The organism is Solibacillus sp. CAU 1738, assembly GCF_039888725.1.
GTDB lineage: Bacteria > Bacillota > Bacilli > Bacillales_A > Planococcaceae > Metasolibacillus.
Genome location: NZ_JBDQQN010000006.1, coordinates 14320 through 34078, shown reverse-complemented (window position 1 = coordinate 34078; position 19759 = coordinate 14320). Strand labels below are relative to the sequence as shown.

The following is a 19759-nucleotide window of genomic DNA, read 5'->3' as shown; positions in this document are numbered from 1 at the left end:
CTGCGATAAGTTTCTCTTAAGAAACCTTGCTTCTTTGATAGTCAGATAAAAATATTACCATCCTCGTCGTAAAGAGGGCATCTCAAAATGACTTTTTAAACGCTCTCTTGTCTTTGTGCCCGATTAGGCTAATACATGCAAAGATAAGTAAAATGCCGCCTGTTAACATAAATCCTTGAGTATGATTGAGTGACAACAAGCCGAGTAATGACGAGCCGACGACAACGCCAAATGAGAAGAAGGCATAAAAATAACCGTATGCTTTTCCACGCACCTCTTTTGACGTTGAATCGATTAAAAGAGAGTTAATTGATGGGAATAAAAAACCAAAGCCAATACCATAGCACGCAAGCGATGTATAAAGTAAGCTACTGCTATTTGCTTGACTTAATAATAACTGACTAATTCCCATTAAACTAATGCCAAGAGCTAATGTATAAACAGGCGCTACTAAATCGAAAATTCGATTTGTTGGCAATATAAAAATGAGAACAGCGACAATACCAAATGTACTCATAAGCATACCACTCATACGCGAATCAAAGCCAAGCTGCTGAACATGTAGTGGTAGCTGATAGGCAATGACACCCTGCGAAAACATTAAAAAGAAAGCTCCTGTAAAGGCCTTTAACGTGCCAGCATTACGGAAAAATGCCCGAACTGGTACATGTTTAACTTGTTTCTTTGATTTTCTTATTTTCTTATTTGGCAGTAGCAATAATGCTAACACTCCAAGCACTAACATACAAATTGCTGTAATATTAAAGACGAAAGGTACACTTTGTCGGCTTGCAATAATCCCGCTAAAGGCAGGACCGACAATAGCTGAAATACCAATAAATGCCCCTGATATCGCGCCTCCTTTGCCTCGTTTTTCTTGGGCTGTTACACTTGCTAAATATGTAAATGCTGCCGGAACAATTAAACCCGCTACTAACCCATGAATAAAGCGAACTATTAATAAAAATGTTGATTCTCCAACAAATGAATAAAGTAACAATGAACTGCCTGTAAGAAGTAGACCAGCTACTAGTATGTGAAAAGGTCCCTTTTTATCTGTCAAAAAGCCGGAAAAAATATTGCCGAATGTGTTTGAAAATGAATACATCCCGACTGCTAGTCCAGCGATAAAAGGTGTTGCCCCTACAGATTCAGCAAAAGTACTCATCACCGGAAGTTGTGTAAATAAATCAAAAAACGAAAAGAAAATAATCGCATAAATAAAGTACCGCATAACTTGCCTCCATATGATAACATTTCTCAATAAATAAATTATATCATTAATTGCATAAAAAAAAGGCGAAATCTGCTTGAACAGATTTTGCCTTTTTAAGTAATTTATAAAATTAAGCTTTAGCAGTAACTTCTTGCTTCATTGTTTTATTTTTTGCAAGGTTTACGTGCCAAGAAAGAGCTTCCTCTAAAATATGAGGAGTTTGAGCGTTACCTGTTGCTTCAGCAGCACGGTTGTAGTAATCCCATAATTGCTCTTTATAATCTGGATGAGCACAGTTTTCGATAATTAGAGGTACACGCTCTTTTGGAGCAAGACCACGTAAGTCAGCGATCCCTTGTTCAGTTACGATTACATCCACATCATGCTCAGTATGGTCAACGTGAGAAACCATTGGTACGATTGAAGAAATCGCACCACCTTTTGCGTATGACTTCGTTACGAAGATACCAAGACGAGCGTTACGTGCGAAGTCACCAGAACCGCCAATACCGTTCATCATTTTTGTACCTGAAACGTGTGTTGAGTTTACGTTACCATAGATGTCTAATTCAAGAGCAGTGTTGATTGAGATTAAGCCCAAACGACGGATAAGCTCTGGGTGGTTAGAGATTTCTTGTGGACGTAAGCAAATTTTGTCAGCATACGCTTCTAAGTTGCCGTATACTTTTTTCTGTAATTCTTCAGTAAGTGTAATTGAAGTTGCAGCAGCGAATGATACTTTACCAGCATCAATTAAGTTAAATACTGCATCTTGAAGTACTTCAGAAGCTACAACTAAATCTTCGAACTCTGAATCAGCAAAGCCGTCAAGTACAGCATTTGCTACAGAACCTACACCAGATTGTAATGGCATTAATTTGTTTGTTAAACGACCTTGTTTAATTTCATCACGGAAGAAATCAAGTAGGATGTTTGCCATGTTTTGTGTTTCCTCATCTGGAGGAACGATTAATGAAGGCGCATCTGGCTCTTCAGAAATAACAATCGCTTGGATTTTAGAAGGATCAACGCGAATACCGATTTCACCGATGCGTTGTTTTACATCAGTCATTGGGATTGCTTCACGCTCTCCTTGTTGGCCTGGTACATAAATATCGTGAATACCGATTAAAGCCTCTGGGTGAGAGATGTTTAATTCGATAATGATATTTTCAGCATACTCAGCGAAAATTGGTGAGTTACCTACAGAGTTTGTTGGGATGATTAATCCATCTTCTGTAATTGCAACTGCTTCTAAAATTAAGTGTTTGATTGGGCCAATAATACCTTGACGTACTAACTCAGCGTTATGTGAAAGGTGAGCATCTACATAAGAAATCTCGCCTTTATTAATCAAGCCACGCATTACAGAGTCGCCTTGGAAAGGTCCACGTTTATTAATAACGCCAGCAGCAGCTAGGTGATTATCAACTTCAGGTCCTAATGACGCACCAGTGTACACATCGATTTTAATTTCTTCATTTTTTGCACGTTCTACTAGTGCCATTGGGACAACTTTTGCGTCTCCGGCACGGGTAAATCCACTCATACCTACTACACTACCGTTTTCGATTAATGCAGCAGCTTCTGCAGCAGTTACGACTTTACTTGCTAATTCTTTTAAACCTAAGCGTTTCTCAACTCTTGGATCCATTTAAAAATCCTCCCCTAAAAGTTTTTGATGGTTCAAATACAGTTTGAGAAAATTGTGTAAGAATTTTCTGTTTATTTAATTGAGTGGATACTCAACCTATATAAATAATATTATCACCAAATTGTCACAATTTCTTTATGTAGCGCATGAAAGTGCTTAAAAACCGTTTAATCGAGAAGAAAATGGTTATTTCGATTAAATGCGCTATATGACCAATTTGTAAGTAATGAAAGTGATTATAAAAAAAGACCTTGCGAAAGTGTGCAAAGGTCTTTTCAATATACATATTAATACAACTAGAAACCTAGTGAACGACGGAAGTAGCTAGCATAACGTTGACTCACAGGAATGCGTGTACCGTCTTTCATAATTAATAAAAACGTCGAGTGAGAATCGGGTTGAATTTCATCAATAAAATCAATATTTACGATATATGAACGGTGGCATCGAATGAATGAATCCGGTGCTAGAAACAGTTCAAGGTCACTTAAGTTTAGACGGTGGTAGCCTTCGCGTGCCATTGTTTTAACGAAAGTTTTACGTAGCTGAGTTTCAAGATATATCACTTGGTTATGCTTAATAGGGTACCAGCAATCATCAATTTTCACTGTAATGTAGTTTGTTAAAAATGGTGATGGCTTTTGGGGGAAAATAGCAGTAATTGCACCTTTCGTCTCGCCCTCATCCACTAATGGAATACTCATACCGAAGTATGGTACGCCAAAAACATCTGGCTCGATATATGTGCTGATTTTTTGGCCGTATGTTAACGCTTTATGTGCAGCTGAGCCTTCTTTTACAGGATCACCCGGTTTAATTTTTAAGTCTACTTTTTTGCTCGGCTGGTAATATAAGTACTCATTTGTGTCCGAAATAGCAATAGACGTGTTTTCCGGGAAAAATTCCTTAATTATATCCATGATTTCTTCTATTTGTTTTGGATCCACTTTACAACACCTCTTTTAAGCATTTTAAATAATTATCCTCTATTTTACTACATATTACTATAAATACACTAGAGAAGATTTAAGAATATTCTACAGATAAATACTTTTTTTGATTAAAATCCAGACATGTTCAATACATTATTTTACTTTTAATTGAATAATTTTCTAAAAAATTATTTGTTATTACAACAAATAAGGGCATTAACATGAGATAATGGAACTACTAGCAATTGAAATTTATGTTGATAAAAAAACATAAATTATGGTAATATTCACTGTAGTTAGTAATTTTTGTTCGTTTATTTAATAAAAACATATGGTTATATTAAGTATTTTGCATGTTCGATTCAGAGGTTATTTTTATTATTACAAAAAATGTTAGAAAAAATTATTTCTAGTAATTTACTTTCCGGTACATATTATTTGTTTATATGTGAATTTTTGTAAAAACTATACAGAAGCATTCTGAAGAAAGATGGGATAATCTATGCAACTACATCAACACTCAATATCGGAAACAATATCTAAAAGATATTTCCAAGAAATTGATAATATTAACCAGTATAGCGGGATAGAGGATTTCTTTACGATCGAATCGAAGCTACTATTTGAGATTTATCATTTAGAAGCGGCAAAAGCGAAAAAGTCATTACATGATCTTATCGATATTTTATCTATTCGATTCGGTAAACAAGTCATTAAAGTTGTACGCCATTATTTTGTGATTTTGTCTTCGATAGTTGCACGTAAGCTGTTAGATAATCAAGTGCCATCGAAAAAAGCTTTCGCGTTTAATTTAGCATGTGCAGATATGATTGAAAATAAAATGAAAGATGCAGAGTTTTTACAATTTGCAGATGATTTAATTGATTTTTACGTATACTTTATCGCAGACCGTAAGCAGCCGACTTTCCGTCATCAAACAGTAAACAAAGTGATTATGTATATTAATGATGAGTTAGAGAATGATTTAACAGTGGAAAGTATTGCCGGTAACTTTCATATAAGTACGAGTCACTTGTCTCGTATTTTCCGTGAGCATGTAGGGATTACATTAGTTGAATATTTAAATGTACGCCGTGTAGAAGAATCACAATATTATTTACGCCATACAAATAAAAGCATCACATCGATTTCGGATCAATTCCATTTTTGTAATCAAAGTTATTTTACTCGTATTTTTAAGAAATATACGGGTGTAACACCGAAGCATTTCCGTGATGAATTGCATCATGAATTTTATCGTTTTGACATTGGTGAAATGGGCTACGAAAAAGTATAGGGGGCTATGTAATAAGTCCAAGTGTGCCTTTTTTGACGCCCTATTTAAAAATCGAGAATGTTGCGTAAACAATATTCTTGATTTTTTTATTTTCTTTTAAATTATTTACCATCTTTAGTATGTTTTGATTTGATCGTTTATTATCAAGGATTACCAAACGATAACTGAAAAATTCGGGGAGGATTTTTTCGGTAAATGAAGCTTAACTGCATGTTGGAAAATTGAGTGTGTGAAGCTATTGCTGTATACTGCATTTATCGACTCTATATAGTAGGTGAAAAAATGAAAAAACTAATACTATTTTCAATGCTAGGCAGTTTACTATTCGTTTTGAGCGGATGTCAATCGGTTGAAAATCAAGAAGGCTTTTTCTATAGCCTGTTTGTACAACCGATGAACTTTTTGTTAGATTTTTTAGGTAACAGTGTATTCAATGGAAGCTACGGATTAGCGATTATTTCCATTACGTTTGGTATTCGTTTGATTTTAATGCCATTTATGCTGAAAAATTATCGTTCCCAGTCTATGATGAAATCTAAAATGGATATTGTGAAGCCTCAAATGGAAGAGATTCAGGCGAAGATGAAAGAGGCTAAATCAAAAGAGGAGCAAATGGCTTTTCAACAAGAAATGCTCGCATTATATCGTGAGAATAATATTAATCCATTAAATATGGGCTGTTTACCGGTTATTATTCAAACGCCAATTATTATGGGATTATATTTTGCGATAAGGTATTCTGCAGATGTAAAATCACATGAATTTTTATGGTTTAGCTTAGGTTCACCTGACATCGCTATGACAATTATTGCTGGAATTGTTTATTTGGTGCAGGCGCAAGTGTCGTTGTGGACAGTGCCGGAATCGCAAAAAGCACAAATGAAAGTATTTATGTATATTTCGCCAATTATGATTGTTATTATTTCTTTCTCATCAATGGCAGCACTTCCGCTGTACTGGTCAGTAGGGGGCTTACTATTAATTATTCAAACGTATATTGGACGAAAATATTATTCTAACCATACAAAGTAATTACGTCGGGGCATCTATGCTCCGACATTTTTTAGGAGGATATATGAACGAAAAAGTTTTATCTACCATTTTAGTGGCAATTTGTAGTGTGTTTGCAATCTTTTTTGTTATTAAGCAAAATTTTGAGTTAGCTGTACTATTTTTAACGTTGATGTTTACATTTTCTAACTTTTTTCGTTATCGAAGCTTTATGAGTCAAGGAAATATAAAAGAAGCGAAATGGATGCGAGGTTTAGCGATTTTCTTTAGTATCGCTTCAATAGCGGTATTGTACATCGTTTTAACGAAATAGGAAAAATGTTTCATTTCGATAGCTAATTTACCTGTATAGTATATTTAATAATTCAAATGATAGATTTAATGTTAAAATAGTAGCTATATATAGGAAAGAAGGCGCAATATGAAAGGCAATACATCAAAAAAGAAAAACGATAGATGGAAGATTGTGATTGGTGCAGTCATTTCAATTACAATTATGATAGCTATTGTTTTAACTGTAATAGAAAAAAAAGAAGTAGCAAATGAACAGGCTACAAAGCCAGATATAGAAGAGCAAAGCAAACCGACTATTGATGGAGAAGAGCAAAATAACTCATCCCAAAATGAAGAGTCTAATGAACAACAACCGGAACAAGATGAAAATAATGTAGAAGAAGAGCCTACAGAACAAAAACCGTCTGTTGAAATAGATAGCGGTGGGTACCCGGTAACGCATGTAGAACCAACTGAACCAATGTATGTAGATGGTGTAATGATTGTGAATAAAAAGCATCCATTACCGAAAACATTTAATAAAGGTGAAGATGCTACAGCACGTGCTGCGTTTGAAAAAATGGCAGCTAGTGCAAAAAATGAAGGATTTGAGCTAGTAGCGTTTAGTGGTTACCGTTCATACGATTATCAAGTTACACTTTATACAAATTATTTGAATCGTGATGGGAAAGCAGCAGCAGATCGCTATAGCGCTCGTCCAGGATACTCAGAGCATCAAACAGGACTAACTTTTGATATTGGTGAAAAAGGCCGCGAAGATTTATGGTTAACAAGTGAATTTGGTGAAACACCTGCAGGGCAGTGGCTTATGAAGAACGCTCATAATTACGGTTTTATACAGCGTTATCCGAAAGGGAAAGAAGACATTACGGGCTATATGTATGAATCATGGCATTATCGTTATGTTGGTGTAGAACTAGCCACAGCCATTTATCAAGCAAATACAACGTTAGAGGAATATTTAAACATACAATAAAACGGATGTCCGAGCTTCTCGGACATCCGTTTTAATTATAATATAGGTGACAATAATCGTGAAATGGATTCTTTGAATTTTACAGAGTTGGAACGGTTATCGTATTTTTCCTCTGTTAGCTCGGTACTATCGAGAATATCTGTTTCGAAAATTTCCGCTAAATTATGCGCTATTTTACGATCATAGATAAAGGCGTTTACTTCGAAGTTTAAACTAAAGCTACGCACATCGATATTCGCTGTTCCGACAGAAGCGACTTCATCGTCAACAACAATCATTTTGGCGTGGATAAAGCCGTTATCATAATGGTAAATACGCGCACCAGCTTTTAATAGCTGACCGACATATGAGTACGTTGCCCAGTAAACGAACGGATGATCCGGCTTATTTGGAATCATAATACGTACATCAATGCCGGATAGTGCCGCGATTTGTATTGCATCGAAAAAGCTGAAATCTGGAATAAAATAGGGCGTTTGAATATAGATATATCTTTTTGCATTAGCGATTAACCTTAAGTATCCGTTTTTAATAACGGTCCATTCTGTATCTGGTCCACTCGAAACAATCTGAACAGCAGCATCTCCCTTTTGGGGAATAACGGGGAAAAATCGTTCCGCATAGCTGATTCGATGTCTGAAACTTGCCTGATTCCAATCGAGTATAAAGCGTGTTTGTAGCGGATGAACTGCACTACCTTCGATACGTAAATGAGTATCGCGCCAGTATCCAAATTTTTTATTTAATCCTAAATATTCATCGCCGACGTTAAAGCCACCAATGTAACCTATGCGTCCATCGACAATAACGATTTTGCGGTGATTACGGAAGTTTAGACGCGGATTAATAAGTGGGAAAATAGACGGGAAAAATACTTCGATTTCGCCACCAGCATCTAATAATTCTTTAAAATGACGCTTTCTAACGCCACGGGAGCCCATCTCATCAAAAAGAATACGCACCTTTACTCCTTGTTTTGCTTTTTTTATCGCAACATTTAAAATACGTTGACCTAAATTATCCAACTTGAAAATATAATATTGAATATGAATATGGTCCTTTGCTTGTAACATATCTTCAATTAGTTTCTCGAATTTTTGTGCACCATCACAATATATGTCGATGTGATTATCCTGTGTTAAAACGGCATTATTCGTTGTTAAATTCATATAAATAAGTTCCTTATAATCCTCCACGTGCTCGGTAAGAAACTCTAAACGATCTTCTTCAAGTGCTTCGATTTGGTAATTGATTAACGATTCAATACCAATATCTTTGCGCCCTTCCCATCTAAATAAGTGTTTTTTACGGAGCTTTCTCCCTAGCAGTAAATATAAAAGGAAGCCTGCAAGGGGAAAGAAATAAAGTACGAGAATCCAAGCCCATGATGAGGAAGGATCTTTACGTTCAAGAAAAATGACAGTAATCGCAAAAATAATATTTAAAACTAAAATAATCGGGATGATGTAGCTTGTATTAATCATGTCTATCACGCTACACACCTGCTTTCATAGTATTTTTTCATATATTATTATAGCGTATGTATATACTAGATAGAAAGAAAACTCCTCTATGACCAATAATAAGAAAAACCTTTCGCGGTAATGGGCTGGTGGCGAAAGGTTGTGCTAGCTAATACTGATCACTATAGAAATAAATGTCTGTAAAATCTAGTTGTTTTAATCTTTCGGAGTTAATGAGAAAACTGACAATACCTGAATTGCCCCACATTATACCTTCTTCATCATTCGAAATAATTTGCAGTAGCAATGTATCGTAACTTTTTAAATGCGGATTAAGTTGGCGAATATCTTCTTCGATAAAGTAAGGGTATCCACCTATTTTATGATCAGCACCTAAAAAAGTAGACAAATAAATGTCCTCAAAGGATTGTCCATCTTCACTTATATAGGAATTTGCATTAGGGATGAATTTGGTTAATCTGTAATCTGTAGCTGATACTGGTTCGATTCCTTCAACAAAGTAAAGCGCATATTCTTTCGTAATTGGAAAGGGTACTTTGTTATTAACTGCGTATGAAAAATCGATAATCGATGCCTCGTCCGTTGTTTTGTAATAACGCACTTTAAAATCACTTTGTCTGTTGAATGTATTCGTTAACGGTGTAAACTGGTACGCATTCACAGAAATAAAAAATTGTAATAGCCCCTGTTGTGGAAAAGGGGATGGTAAAGAGAATTCTGAAAAATTAATTTGTGCAAGTAACGGCATATATTGTCCGTTTGTATCTTTCGGATGCTTCTTAGCTTGTGGAAGATATGGATTTCCAGCAAACTTGCTTGCAGTAATGGCTGGTTGCTCATTCCTGACTATGATCTCTGCATAATCAATGGCGGATTTTTCAAGTTGGACACGAAATGGCTCCAGGATTTTCGGTATATTTAATCGTTTTAATTGAGTCAAGTTAGTTCCTCCAGCATAAAAATATTACTTTGATAGGATGCTCCAAAAATGCGTTCGTATAACTAGGAATTCCACTGTTAAATCGCATTTAAACATAAAAAAAATAATGAGCGGAAAAACATTATAAAAAGTATTAAAAGCTGCGGGAAAATACAAAAAAGAGTTATATCAGGCTCTACGTCATATGTGGGGACTAATTTTAAGGGATCAAAATTGATTGCATCTTTTTTGAATGGGGGACGTTGATTTCCATTCTGGGGCGGGCGCTTTCCTGGGGGCACGGCTCCAACTAAATTGTTTCGGACGGGACCGAAACAATTGGATTTTCCGCATGTGCGGCTGTCGCTAAGCTTTCACCGCAATAAACATTGCTTATCCCCAAGGAGTCGCCGCCCCTCCATTCTAATCAACACGTCTAACAAGATGTACGCCTATTTCTTATATTCATGATTGAGCAAAACCTCATTCCTTTTCACTTTCTAAAATAATGAGAGGTAGAATTTTTTTAATGGTGAAAAGATAGGGAAAAGTGAATTTTATGGAATTCGTCTTATTAAACAAAATGGAGTTGCCTCGAAATATTCGAGGTAACTCCATTTTGGGTATAGGCAATTACTCTACACGTAAAGTTTTCTTGGATTTTTTAAAGACTAAGACAATTAAAATTGCCAGTAAAGCAACTGCTAATGCAATGTAGTATGTGAGCGCACCATCAATTTTAAATAATGATGCGAATAATAACGGTCCGATAATGCGCCCGAGATTATCCATTGAATAAGTAAGGCCGGCTGCTGTTCCGTATTTACCTCCCGACTCTTTTGAAGTGAGCGATACAACACAAGTTCGAGCGATAGCATTTCCGGCTGTAAATACGCATAATGCAAGCCCTGCAAAAAATAGATTAGAAGTAAAGGTAATGAGTAAGAGACCCACTGCTGTGATGATTTGTGCCCCGATTAACCATTTTGTTTCTGTACCATCTTTTATTTTTCGAATGACGCCACCTTGAATACCTGCATCTACAAAACCGCTAAACATGAATAAATAGCCGAGTTGTAAAGGTGTAATATTAATTCGTTCTATTTGGAAGAGCTGGAATGTCGCTTCCACCCCTGCCAGTGTGAATGTTACAAAAAACGAGAACAGGAATAAATAGCGAACACGGTACTTGAATAAAACGTTTGCTCCTTGTGGTATAATAGCCCGTTTATTCGCTTCTCCTTTTCGTTCGGGTTCGCGAAGTACAAATAGTGCATAAACAAATAGTAGAGCAAGTAATGCGGCAGATACAATAAATGGTAGCTGCAAACTAACATGCCCTAACATACCGCCAATTGCCGGACCAAAAATGAAACCTAAACCAATAGACATTCCCATGAAGCCCATATACTTATTACGGTTTTCATTCGTTGACACATCTCCTATATAGCCTGTTACTGCTGTATAGAGTGCACCGGAAAATAACCCACCGATAACGCGTGAAACGTATAAAATGAATAAATTCTCGATAAATAGGCTGAAAATAATAAAGCTTAAGCAAAAACCAACAAGTCCAATTAAAATTAGTTGCTTACGCCCGATTTTATCAGATAATTGTCCCCATAAAGGCGCAGTAAAGAAACTGGCAAGTGCATAAACAGTTAGTAGCCCACCGACATGAATTTCATCCCAGCCTTGTGCGACAATTACTTCAGGTAATACCGGAATAATAATAGCAAAACCTAAATACACAAGAAACTGGATCGACATTAATAATAAAAGTGCTTTTTTCATGACAAACCCGCTTTCTATTTGTATATATGTATTGTACCTCTTTATATTTTAAAAAAACAAGAAATCGGTAAGAAATGGGTATTTTTTATGCGCGGTACAGAAAGTTAATCCATTTCCAATGAAATAATGAAAAAACTGTTTAAAGTTATGTTATTTAGGGAAAAATAAAGTGTGAATTACTTGACTTTTTAAAGCTGTAACATAATTGAAAAACTTTTTATTAGGAATTAGTGTTATGATAAATATAGTTTTAAAAGTCAGACCTCTTATGAGCGGAACTTTTTAGTATAGAGAACGTTTATATTTTTAACTAGGAAAGGTTGAGGTGGAACATATGGCGAAAGAAATCGACTTAAAGAAAATTGTTACAAATTTATCTAAATTAGGCGTGAACGCAACTGTTACAAAGTCTCGTATAGAGCTTTTAAAAGTTTTAACACCACCAACGCAATCGCCGCAAGCTCAAAATTAATTAAGCTAGATGATAGTTATTGATATTGATAAAATAAAATTCCACTGCATAGTATATGTGCAGTGGAATTTTTTTAATCTTCATCTTCATCGTTTGTTGAAAACATATATGTTCTATAGTGGAATCGCATACTAAATACGAGACCAATTGCGAGGGCATTTCCCATAAGCGAACTACCACCATAGCTTAAAAACGGTAGCGGGATACCTGTAATCGGTAATAGCTGGATTGTCATACCGATATTTTCGAAAACGTGGAATGTTATCATTGCAATAATCCCTGCACAAACATATGTACAGAATGGATCTTTTAGTAGTAACGTTGTTTTTGTTAAATGATAAATAAGTAAAAAGTATAGGCAAATGACGAAGCTTGCGCCAACAAAGCCCCATTCCTCACCGATGACTGAGAATATAAAGTCTGTATGGTTTTCTGCTACATATACTTCGCGGTTCATAAAGCCTTTCCCGAAAATTTCACCAGAACCAATGGCGTTTAATGAAGTAATTAAATGATACCCATCACTTGTAGAGTAAGAATACGGGTCTAACCAAGAATATATACGGGCAAATTGGTATGGTTGGAAACCGAATGCTTTTTCTAAAAAGTCTTGCATATAAAGCGCCATCCAAAGTAGTGATCCACCAGCGATTACCCCACCGATGAAAACTGGTAAAATAATTTTCCATGACACGCCTGCTACAATTATAAGTGCGGCTGTAATTGCTAAAAATACGAGCGCCGAACCAAGGTCAGGCTGTGTCAAAATAAAGGCAAGAGGAATAATTAATGTCACACCGATTTTCCCTAGTAAAATAAAATCAGTTTTAATAGTTTTTAACGTATATTTTTCGTGATGCTTACTAATTAATTTTGCCATCGCCAAAATAAAAAAAGTTTTCATAAACTCGGCCGGCTGAATATTACCGAGTGGTGTTTTATACCAGCTTTTTGCACCGTTAACTCGCTCAGCGATTTGCCCCGGTCCTTCAGGTAAAAACACGAGTACAAGTAGCATCAAAATACCGAACCCGTATAATACCCATGCCATTTTTTTATATTGATCTGGTTCAAAATACATTACGAACGCCACGATTACTGCGCCGATAACGTACCATTGTATTTGTTTTAGTACGAAGTTAGTTTCGCCGTATTGCCCAGTAGTTTGAGCAGAGGCGATAGCGAGCGCACTAATGCAAAGGAACATTAATAATATGAAAGCGAGCGCCCAATCAAAACGCTTCGCAAATTGACGATTGTTTTCCATGAATTCCACCTTATTCGTTAGTGCTTATTTTGCATTCTTTACTTTATCATATTATACCGAAAAAAACTGCAAACGGTATAAGGTAAAAGTTGTGACGAACTAAAGTATAAAATGTTTCAAAAAATGTGGAATGAGCATATAATAAGCATATTATTCGTTTTAAAGGGGCTGTGTATAGTGGCAAAAAAGATGAGGGCAGCAGAAGATTATATGCATCACTTATATATACATATGAATGATGTGGATCATTTTGTGATATTTAGTGGTCTAACACTAAAGCAGTTTTTTTCTTCTGTAGAACCTTTACGTAATCTACTTTTGTTAAAACACGTATATGAGGATGGTTCCTTTAATATGCATACACAGTTGGACTTTATTTCTACTGAAGATATGGCTAGCTTTGTCAAAGTAGATGTTAAAGATGAATTATGTTGGGTAGATTTTTCCAATGAAAAGCAAGTAAATCAGTTAACTCCAATGGAACAGGCGGAGTTGCTTTATTTAAGTCATAAACATGAACCGCTTGCATCACCTTTTTTTGAGAAATTACAAAATCGATATGTTTACTATGCATCTCCAAATGATAAAATGACAAAAGTGTACTTTCGCTTTCTTGCTGACGTTGAGCAGCTAATGACGAATGTCTATAATAGAATGATTGAAGAAAGGGAAGGAAACGGGGGGTTTTGGCGACGAAAGTCTAAAAAAAATGTACCGACGATTGAGCCAGCAGTTTTGCGCGCTTGTCGCCCTTTTGCTAAAGAAGGGGCACTATTATCACTTTATAAACTGGATAAGCCTAATTCGAACTACGGTATCGAAATTAGGTCTTTAGTCGATTATGATTTTCCGGATGAAGTATGGGATGACTTGAACGATATTATTAAGCGAGGATATGACGAATTTATTTTGATTAACTAGCTAGTTAGCACCCACTGCATTTGGATTTCCAACAACAGGTGGGTGTTTTTTTACGACAAAGAACATTATGTAAAGTAAGATTTAAAAAATGGAGGTCAACAGTATGAAAAGAAAAATCGGTTTATTATATGGTGGAAAGTCTGCGGAGCATGAAGTGTCGCTTTCAACAGCAAAAGCGGTGACGCAAGCTTTAAATTTTGATAACTATGAAGTGTATCCGATTTTTATTACATTGGATGGGGAATGGCGTACGGGACCTCAATTAACAGCGCCAATTGACTCAATTGAACAATTGCAAATTACGCAAGAAAACAGCTTACCTAATAATATTACACAATTTATTGAAGCGCATAACCGTATTCAATTTGATGTAATTTTCCCTTTACTACATGGTACGAACGGAGAAGACGGTACTGTTCAAGGGCTACTTGAAGTATTAAATATCCCGTATGTAGGCAACGGCGTACTTAGCTCGTCAGCTGGTATGGATAAAGTAGTAATGAAACAATTATTTGAAATTGCAGGTTTAAAGCAAGTCCCTTACGTGCATTTTATCCGCCGAGAGTGGGAGAGCAATCAGACGGCAATTATTGCACAATGTGAACAGCAGTTGTCGTGGCCAATGTTTGTTAAACCAGCAAACTTAGGATCGAGTGTCGGTATTAGCAAAGCATCTGACGTAACTGAATTAATCGCAGCGGTAAAATTAGCGCTACAATACGATCGTAAAATTATTATCGAGCAAGGCATTGTTGCGCGTGAGATTGAAATGGGTGTTTTAGGTAATGATAAAGTACGTGTATCAGTTGCAGGAGAAATAAAACCCGTAACAGCGTTTTATGATTATGATTCTAAATATAAAGATGGTTCGACAACGCTTATTATTCCTGCAGAAGTACCTGCGCAAGTAGTAGCGGAAATGGAAAATATGGCGAAGCGTGCATTCAAAATTTTAGATGGAGCTGGTCTTGTACGTTCGGACTTCTTCGTCACTGCGGACGAGGAGGTATATATTAACGAAGTGAACACTATGCCTGGTTTTACGCCAGTTAGTATGTACCCGTTATTATGGCAGCATACAGGCATTAAGTATGAAGAGTTAATTGATACTTTAATTTCATTAGCGATAGAGCGTCATCAAGAAAAACAACAGCTTCAATATAATAAAGATTGAGTGGGATGAACGTTGAAAAAGACATTAAAGCAACTAGCATCATGGTTGAAAATTGACGAGCAAGCATTTGGAGAAACAGTCGTTACGGGTATCTCTATTGATACGCGTACAATTGAAGAAGGGGACCTTTTTGTACCATTTCGTGGTGAAGCTGTGAATGGACATCAATTCGTTGAGCAAGCATTTGAAAAAGGAGCTGCGGCATCACTTTGGTTAATAGATGAGCCGAACCCACCTGAGGATCGTCCACTTATTTTTGTCGATGATGCTGAAAAGGCATTACAGCAAATGGCGATTGCTTATCGTAGTGAGCATTCTGCAACATTTATTGGTGTTACAGGCTCTAATGGCAAAACATCATCGAAAGATATTTTAGCAGGTGCGTTATCCCCGTACTTTAAAGTTCAAAAAACAATCGGTAATTTTAATAATCAGCTTGGGTTACCAATTACCATTTTACAGCTAGATGAGGATACAGAAGTGTCGGTGCTTGAAATGGGGATGAGTGGTTTTGGAGAAATTGAATTTTTATCTCGTATTGCGCGCCCTCATTTAGCGATTATTACGAATATTGGTGAGGCACATATGCAAGACCTCGGCTCGCGTGAGGGTATTGCTCAGGCAAAATACGAAATTACAAAAGGTTTACTTGAAGAAGGCGTTCTAATTTATGATGGAGATGAGCCATTACTACGTGAGCTTGTTGCACAGGACCCGTATACAACAACAAAATCATTTGGATTTGAAGAAGGAAATGATTTAGTTGCCACTACTATTCAAACAACAGAAACAGGTAGTCGTTTTACTGTGCATGGGATGATTGAAGGAGACTTCTTCATCTCTGTTCTTGGGAAACATCAAGTGAAAAATACATTGAACGCCATGCTTATTTGTAAGGCAATGGGCTTAACAGATGAGCAAATTCGCGCATCTCTTCAAAAAGTTACATTAACCGATATGCGTATGCAACTTGTGAAAAAAGGTGATGTTTTATTTATTAATGATGCGTATAATGCTGCACCAACTTCCATGCATGCAGCAATCCAGTTCGTTCAATCAACTGAAATACGTAATGAGAAGTGGCTTATTCTAGGAGATATGCTAGAGCTAGGTGATAATGAGCAAGCATTTCACGAGGAGCTAGCACTGCATATTGATGCGGGACAGATTGCGCGTGTTTGTTTGTATGGTCCACGCATGAAGTGGTTGTATGAAAAATTACTTGGAACATTCAGTGAGAAACAGGTTTTATATAGTGAAGCAGATTATGTACCAATTATCGAAGCAATTAAAGCCGATGCAACTGAGCAATCAATTATATTACTAAAAGGTTCACGCGGAATGAAATTGGAAACAATATTACAAGCAATTTAAAAAAGAGGCTTAGTGGGTTATGTCCCTACTAAGCCTCTTTCGTTTTATTAGCATTTAAATCATTAAATGAGCTGTTGTAAGTTTTAGCGCCATTTTCTAACGATTGACAAGACAGTTTCGCTTGCTGTAGTTCCATTTGCGCGCTCTCCATTTGATTTAACATTTGTAGCGATGCGCGTATTGTTTAAGAGTATTGTAGTTAAAATATTCTTAAACGATAGCATCTAAAAAAATCATTTTAATTTTCCTCTGTTAGATGTAACAAAAATGAGGTGTGTAGAAATAAACTACAACTAATTATTGGCATTTTATCAAGAATTAATAGGAGTTGATGAATGTGAAGCGCGGCGTACTTATATTACATGGCTTTTCAGGAGGTCCTTATGAATTAGAGCCGTTCCTTACGTTTTTGCATGAACGGACGAACTGGATAATTGAAACTCCGACATTTTGTGGACATGGCGAAGAGCTATCGATGCATGGTTATAAGGCAGAGCATTGGTTAATGGATGCGGAAATAGCATATAGAAAATTGGCGAAAAAAGTAGATGAAGTAGTTGTTATTGGTTTTTCTATGGGAGGTGTCATTGCGTTGTATATAGCGAAGCGCTACTCGGTGAAAAAGTTAGTGTTACTTAGTGCGGCTGTGAAATATATGGGTCCCGCACAGCTCATGAAAGACTTGCGAATAATGGCGCGTGAGGCTGTGAACGGGCATTTAAAAGATAATGAATTATTTCAGCGCTATGAGTACCAATTACGTCATGTACCGTTAAGTGCTACAGTGGAGTTTACGCGTGTTGTTAAAAAGGTAGAACCGTATATTGGCTTTATAGAAGTACCGACGTTTATTGTTCAAGGAGAAAAAGATAGCGTCGTTCCGAGTATTACAGCGCAGTTTTTATACGATCAACTTAAAGCAAATGAAAAGCATATTTTTTTATCGGCAAATGGGGAACATCATATTTGTTTTAGTGATGATTGCGAAGAATGGTTTTTCCAAGTATTAGATTTTCTACAGGCACCGTAAGAAATCTGACTAATAAGATTATGCATTATCGTTGCATACCGAACATTACCGTGATAGACTATGTTAAGCAATGGATACATTTTGTGCGAAGGCTCTTCATTATTATTGTTGAAGAGTGCTTTTTTTTGAATTTAACGGTTTTATTCTATTTTTTTCTTTATTTTATAGAACATATCCAGCAATAGAATCGAACCGCTCGGCAACGACCGGGCTTTCCTTTTCATATAAGAGAGCTTCTGCGCATGCTTTAACATTTGACGCAGAGAGAATTTTAAGTAACGGAAGCGTTCCACATACAGGCTCGAGTTTGCCGACACTTCATCTGAAAATGTAACCATTTGTCAACTTATAAGAAAAAAAGGAGATTGAAGAGTTTGACAAATTTTTCAGAATTAAATATTAGCGAATCTACATTACGTTCAGTAAAACGTATGGGATTTGAAGAAGCAACACCAATCCAAGAAGGTACAATTAAATTTGCGATGGACGGCCGCGATGTATTAGGTCAAGCGCAAACAGGTACTGGTAAAACTGCCGCGTTCGGTATTCCTCTAATCGAGAAAATCGATCCTAAAAACCCTAACATTCAAGCATTAGTTATTGCGCCAACTCGTGAATTAGCGATCCAAGTTTCAGAAGAACTTTATAAAATCGGTTACGATAAACGCGTAAAATTATTATCTGTATACGGTGGTCAAGAAATCGGACGCCAAATTCGTGCGCTTAAAAATAAACCACAAATTATTGTCGGTACACCAGGTCGTATTATCGATCACATTAACCGTCGTACTTTAAAACTTGAAGATGTACAAACTTTAGTTTTAGACGAAGCGGATGAGATGTTAAACATGGGCTTCATCGACGACATTAACTCAATTTTAGAAAATGTCCCAGCTGATCGCCAAACTTTATTATTCTCAGCTACAATGCCTCCAGCAATTCGCAAAATTGCAGAGACTTTCATGAATGACCCTGAAATTGTTAAAATTAAAGCGAAAGAATTAACAATGGAAAACATTGAGCAATTCTTCGTAAAAGCACAAGAACGTGAAAAATTTGATGTACTATCTCGCATCATCAACGTTCAAAAACCAGAATTAGCAATTATCTTTGGTCGTACAAAACGTCGTGTTGACGAGTTATCACAAGCATTAAGCTTACGTGGTTTCAATGCAGAAGGAATTCATGGTGACCTTAGCCAAGCAAAACGTATTTCTGTATTACGTCAATTCAAAGAAGGTAAAATTGATATCTTAATCGCAACAGACGTTGCAGCACGTGGTCTAGATATTTCTGGTGTAACACATGTTTACAACTTTGATATCCCACAAGATCCTGAAAGTTATGTACACCGTATTGGCCGTACAGGTCGTGCTGGTAAATCAGGTCTTGCTGTTACATTCGTAACTCCACGTGAAATGGGTTACTTACGTATCGTAGAAGAAACAACTAAAAAACGTATGACACCATTAAAGCCACCTACATCAAATGAAGCTTTAGCGGGTCAACAACAAGTAGCGATGGAAAACTTAGTTGAGTTATTACAATCTGCTGAATTAGGTGATTACCGTACGCTTGCAACAGACTTACTGGAAAACTACAACGCTGTAGATTTAGTAGCGGCTGCATTAAAATCAGTAACACGTGAGCCAGATGCTACACCTGTAACAATTTCTGAAGAGCGCCCATTACCAATGCGTCGTGAACGTTCACAAGGTGGCGGTGGTAACCGTGGCCGTGGTGGAGATCGCGGACGCGGTGGCCGTAGTGGTGATCGTGGTGGTCGCGGAGGAGATCGTCGTAGTGGCGGTGGAGACCGTAACCGTGGTGGAGATCGTGGTGGTCGTTCATCAGGCGGTCGTCGTGAAGGTGGTAACCGTGAAGGTGGCGGAAGCCGTCGTCCACGTCGTAGTGAAGACTAATTTGACTTTAAAAGTTCTAACA

At 36.7% G+C, this 19759-nt stretch carries 17 protein-coding genes; 10 read left to right on the top strand and 7 right to left on the bottom strand.

Features of this window, described 5'->3' with window-relative positions; all coding sequences use genetic code 11:
* Nucleotides 1–82: 82 nt before the first annotated feature.
* From AAFN87_RS16075 to AAFN87_RS16065, 3 genes are all read right to left on the bottom strand, one after another.
* Nucleotides 83–1249 carry an MFS transporter gene (locus tag AAFN87_RS16075; protein ID WP_347792223.1) on the bottom strand — a complete coding sequence of 389 codons (1167 nt, stop codon included), beginning with the start codon at nt 1247–1249 and terminating at the stop codon, nt 83–85.
* Nucleotides 1250–1346: 97 nt separating this feature from the next.
* Nucleotides 1347–2870 (bottom strand): succinate CoA transferase, encoded by a 1524-nt coding sequence (locus AAFN87_RS16070; RefSeq protein WP_347792078.1) that lies wholly within the window; start codon nt 2868–2870, stop codon nt 1347–1349.
* A gap of 296 nt (nt 2871–3166) precedes the next feature.
* A complete protein-coding gene (locus tag AAFN87_RS16065) occupies nt 3167–3817 on the bottom strand; it encodes a LytTR family DNA-binding domain-containing protein (RefSeq protein WP_347792077.1) in 651 nt (216 codons plus the stop codon).
* A 487-nt stretch (nt 3818–4304) separates the two neighbouring features.
* Here AAFN87_RS16065 and AAFN87_RS16060 point away from each other — a divergent pair, with 487 nt between their 5' ends.
* The 4 genes from AAFN87_RS16060 to AAFN87_RS16045 all read left to right on the top strand — a co-directional run bounded on the left by AAFN87_RS16060 (nt 4305) and on the right by AAFN87_RS16045 (nt 7380).
* A complete protein-coding gene (locus tag AAFN87_RS16060; RefSeq protein ID WP_347792076.1) occupies nt 4305–5099 on the top strand; it encodes a helix-turn-helix transcriptional regulator in 795 nt (264 codons plus the stop codon).
* Nucleotides 5100–5381: 282 nt separating this feature from the next.
* Entirely contained in the window at nt 5382–6131 is a 750-nt protein-coding gene (yidC, locus tag AAFN87_RS16055; RefSeq protein WP_347792075.1) for a membrane protein insertase YidC, read from the top strand.
* Nucleotides 6132–6174: 43 nt separating this feature from the next.
* Complete coding sequence (locus tag AAFN87_RS16050; protein WP_347792074.1) at nt 6175–6423, top strand: hypothetical protein; 249 nt, start codon at nt 6175–6177, stop codon at nt 6421–6423.
* Nucleotides 6424–6531: 108 nt separating this feature from the next.
* Nucleotides 6532–7380, top strand: a complete 849-nt coding sequence (locus AAFN87_RS16045; RefSeq protein ID WP_347792073.1) for a M15 family metallopeptidase — start codon at nt 6532–6534, stop codon at nt 7378–7380.
* Between the two features lie 35 nt (nt 7381–7415).
* On the opposite strand, the gene cls is transcribed toward AAFN87_RS16045, so the two are convergent.
* The 3 genes from cls to AAFN87_RS16030 all read right to left on the bottom strand — a co-directional run bounded on the left by cls (nt 7416) and on the right by AAFN87_RS16030 (nt 11577).
* Complete coding sequence (gene cls, locus AAFN87_RS16040; RefSeq protein ID WP_347792222.1) at nt 7416–8864, bottom strand: cardiolipin synthase; 1449 nt, start codon at nt 8862–8864, stop codon at nt 7416–7418.
* 148 nt (nt 8865–9012) lie between these two features.
* Nucleotides 9013–9804, bottom strand: coding sequence for a YwqG family protein (locus AAFN87_RS16035; protein WP_347792072.1), 792 nt, complete (start codon nt 9802–9804; stop codon nt 9013–9015).
* Between the two features lie 612 nt (nt 9805–10416).
* Nucleotides 10417–11577, bottom strand: coding sequence for an MFS transporter (locus AAFN87_RS16030; RefSeq protein ID WP_347792071.1), 1161 nt, complete (start codon nt 11575–11577; stop codon nt 10417–10419).
* A 334-nt stretch (nt 11578–11911) separates the two neighbouring features.
* On the opposite strand from AAFN87_RS16030, the gene AAFN87_RS16025 reads away from it, so the two are divergent.
* The gene (locus AAFN87_RS16025; RefSeq protein ID WP_347792070.1) at nt 11912–12049 is read left to right on the top strand and encodes an Lmo0850 family protein; all 138 of its coding nucleotides are present in this window, start codon (nt 11912–11914) and stop codon (nt 12047–12049) included.
* Between the two features lie 73 nt (nt 12050–12122).
* Here AAFN87_RS16025 and AAFN87_RS16020 read toward each other — a convergent pair whose 3' ends face one another.
* Nucleotides 12123–13316: an FtsW/RodA/SpoVE family cell cycle protein gene (locus AAFN87_RS16020; protein WP_347792069.1), complete on the bottom strand. Its 1194-nt coding sequence runs from the start codon at nt 13314–13316 to the stop codon at nt 12123–12125.
* A 177-nt stretch (nt 13317–13493) separates the two neighbouring features.
* Here AAFN87_RS16020 and AAFN87_RS16015 point away from each other — a divergent pair, with 177 nt between their 5' ends.
* The 5 genes from AAFN87_RS16015 to cshA all read left to right on the top strand — a co-directional run bounded on the left by AAFN87_RS16015 (nt 13494) and on the right by cshA (nt 19737).
* Complete coding sequence (locus AAFN87_RS16015; RefSeq protein ID WP_347792068.1) at nt 13494–14237, top strand: hypothetical protein; 744 nt, start codon at nt 13494–13496, stop codon at nt 14235–14237.
* A gap of 103 nt (nt 14238–14340) precedes the next feature.
* Entirely contained in the window at nt 14341–15411 is a 1071-nt protein-coding gene (locus tag AAFN87_RS16010; RefSeq protein ID WP_347792067.1) for a D-alanine--D-alanine ligase, read from the top strand.
* Between the two features lie 12 nt (nt 15412–15423).
* Nucleotides 15424–16785, top strand: a complete 1362-nt coding sequence (locus AAFN87_RS16005; protein ID WP_347792066.1) for a UDP-N-acetylmuramoyl-tripeptide--D-alanyl-D-alanine ligase — start codon at nt 15424–15426, stop codon at nt 16783–16785.
* A gap of 337 nt (nt 16786–17122) precedes the next feature.
* Nucleotides 17123–17815 carry an alpha/beta hydrolase gene (locus tag AAFN87_RS15995; protein WP_347792065.1) on the top strand — a complete coding sequence of 231 codons (693 nt, stop codon included), beginning with the start codon at nt 17123–17125 and terminating at the stop codon, nt 17813–17815.
* Between the two features lie 374 nt (nt 17816–18189).
* Entirely contained in the window at nt 18190–19737 is a 1548-nt protein-coding gene (gene cshA, locus AAFN87_RS15990; protein ID WP_347792064.1) for a degradosome RNA helicase CshA, read from the top strand.
* Nucleotides 19738–19759: the final 22 nt, after the last annotated feature.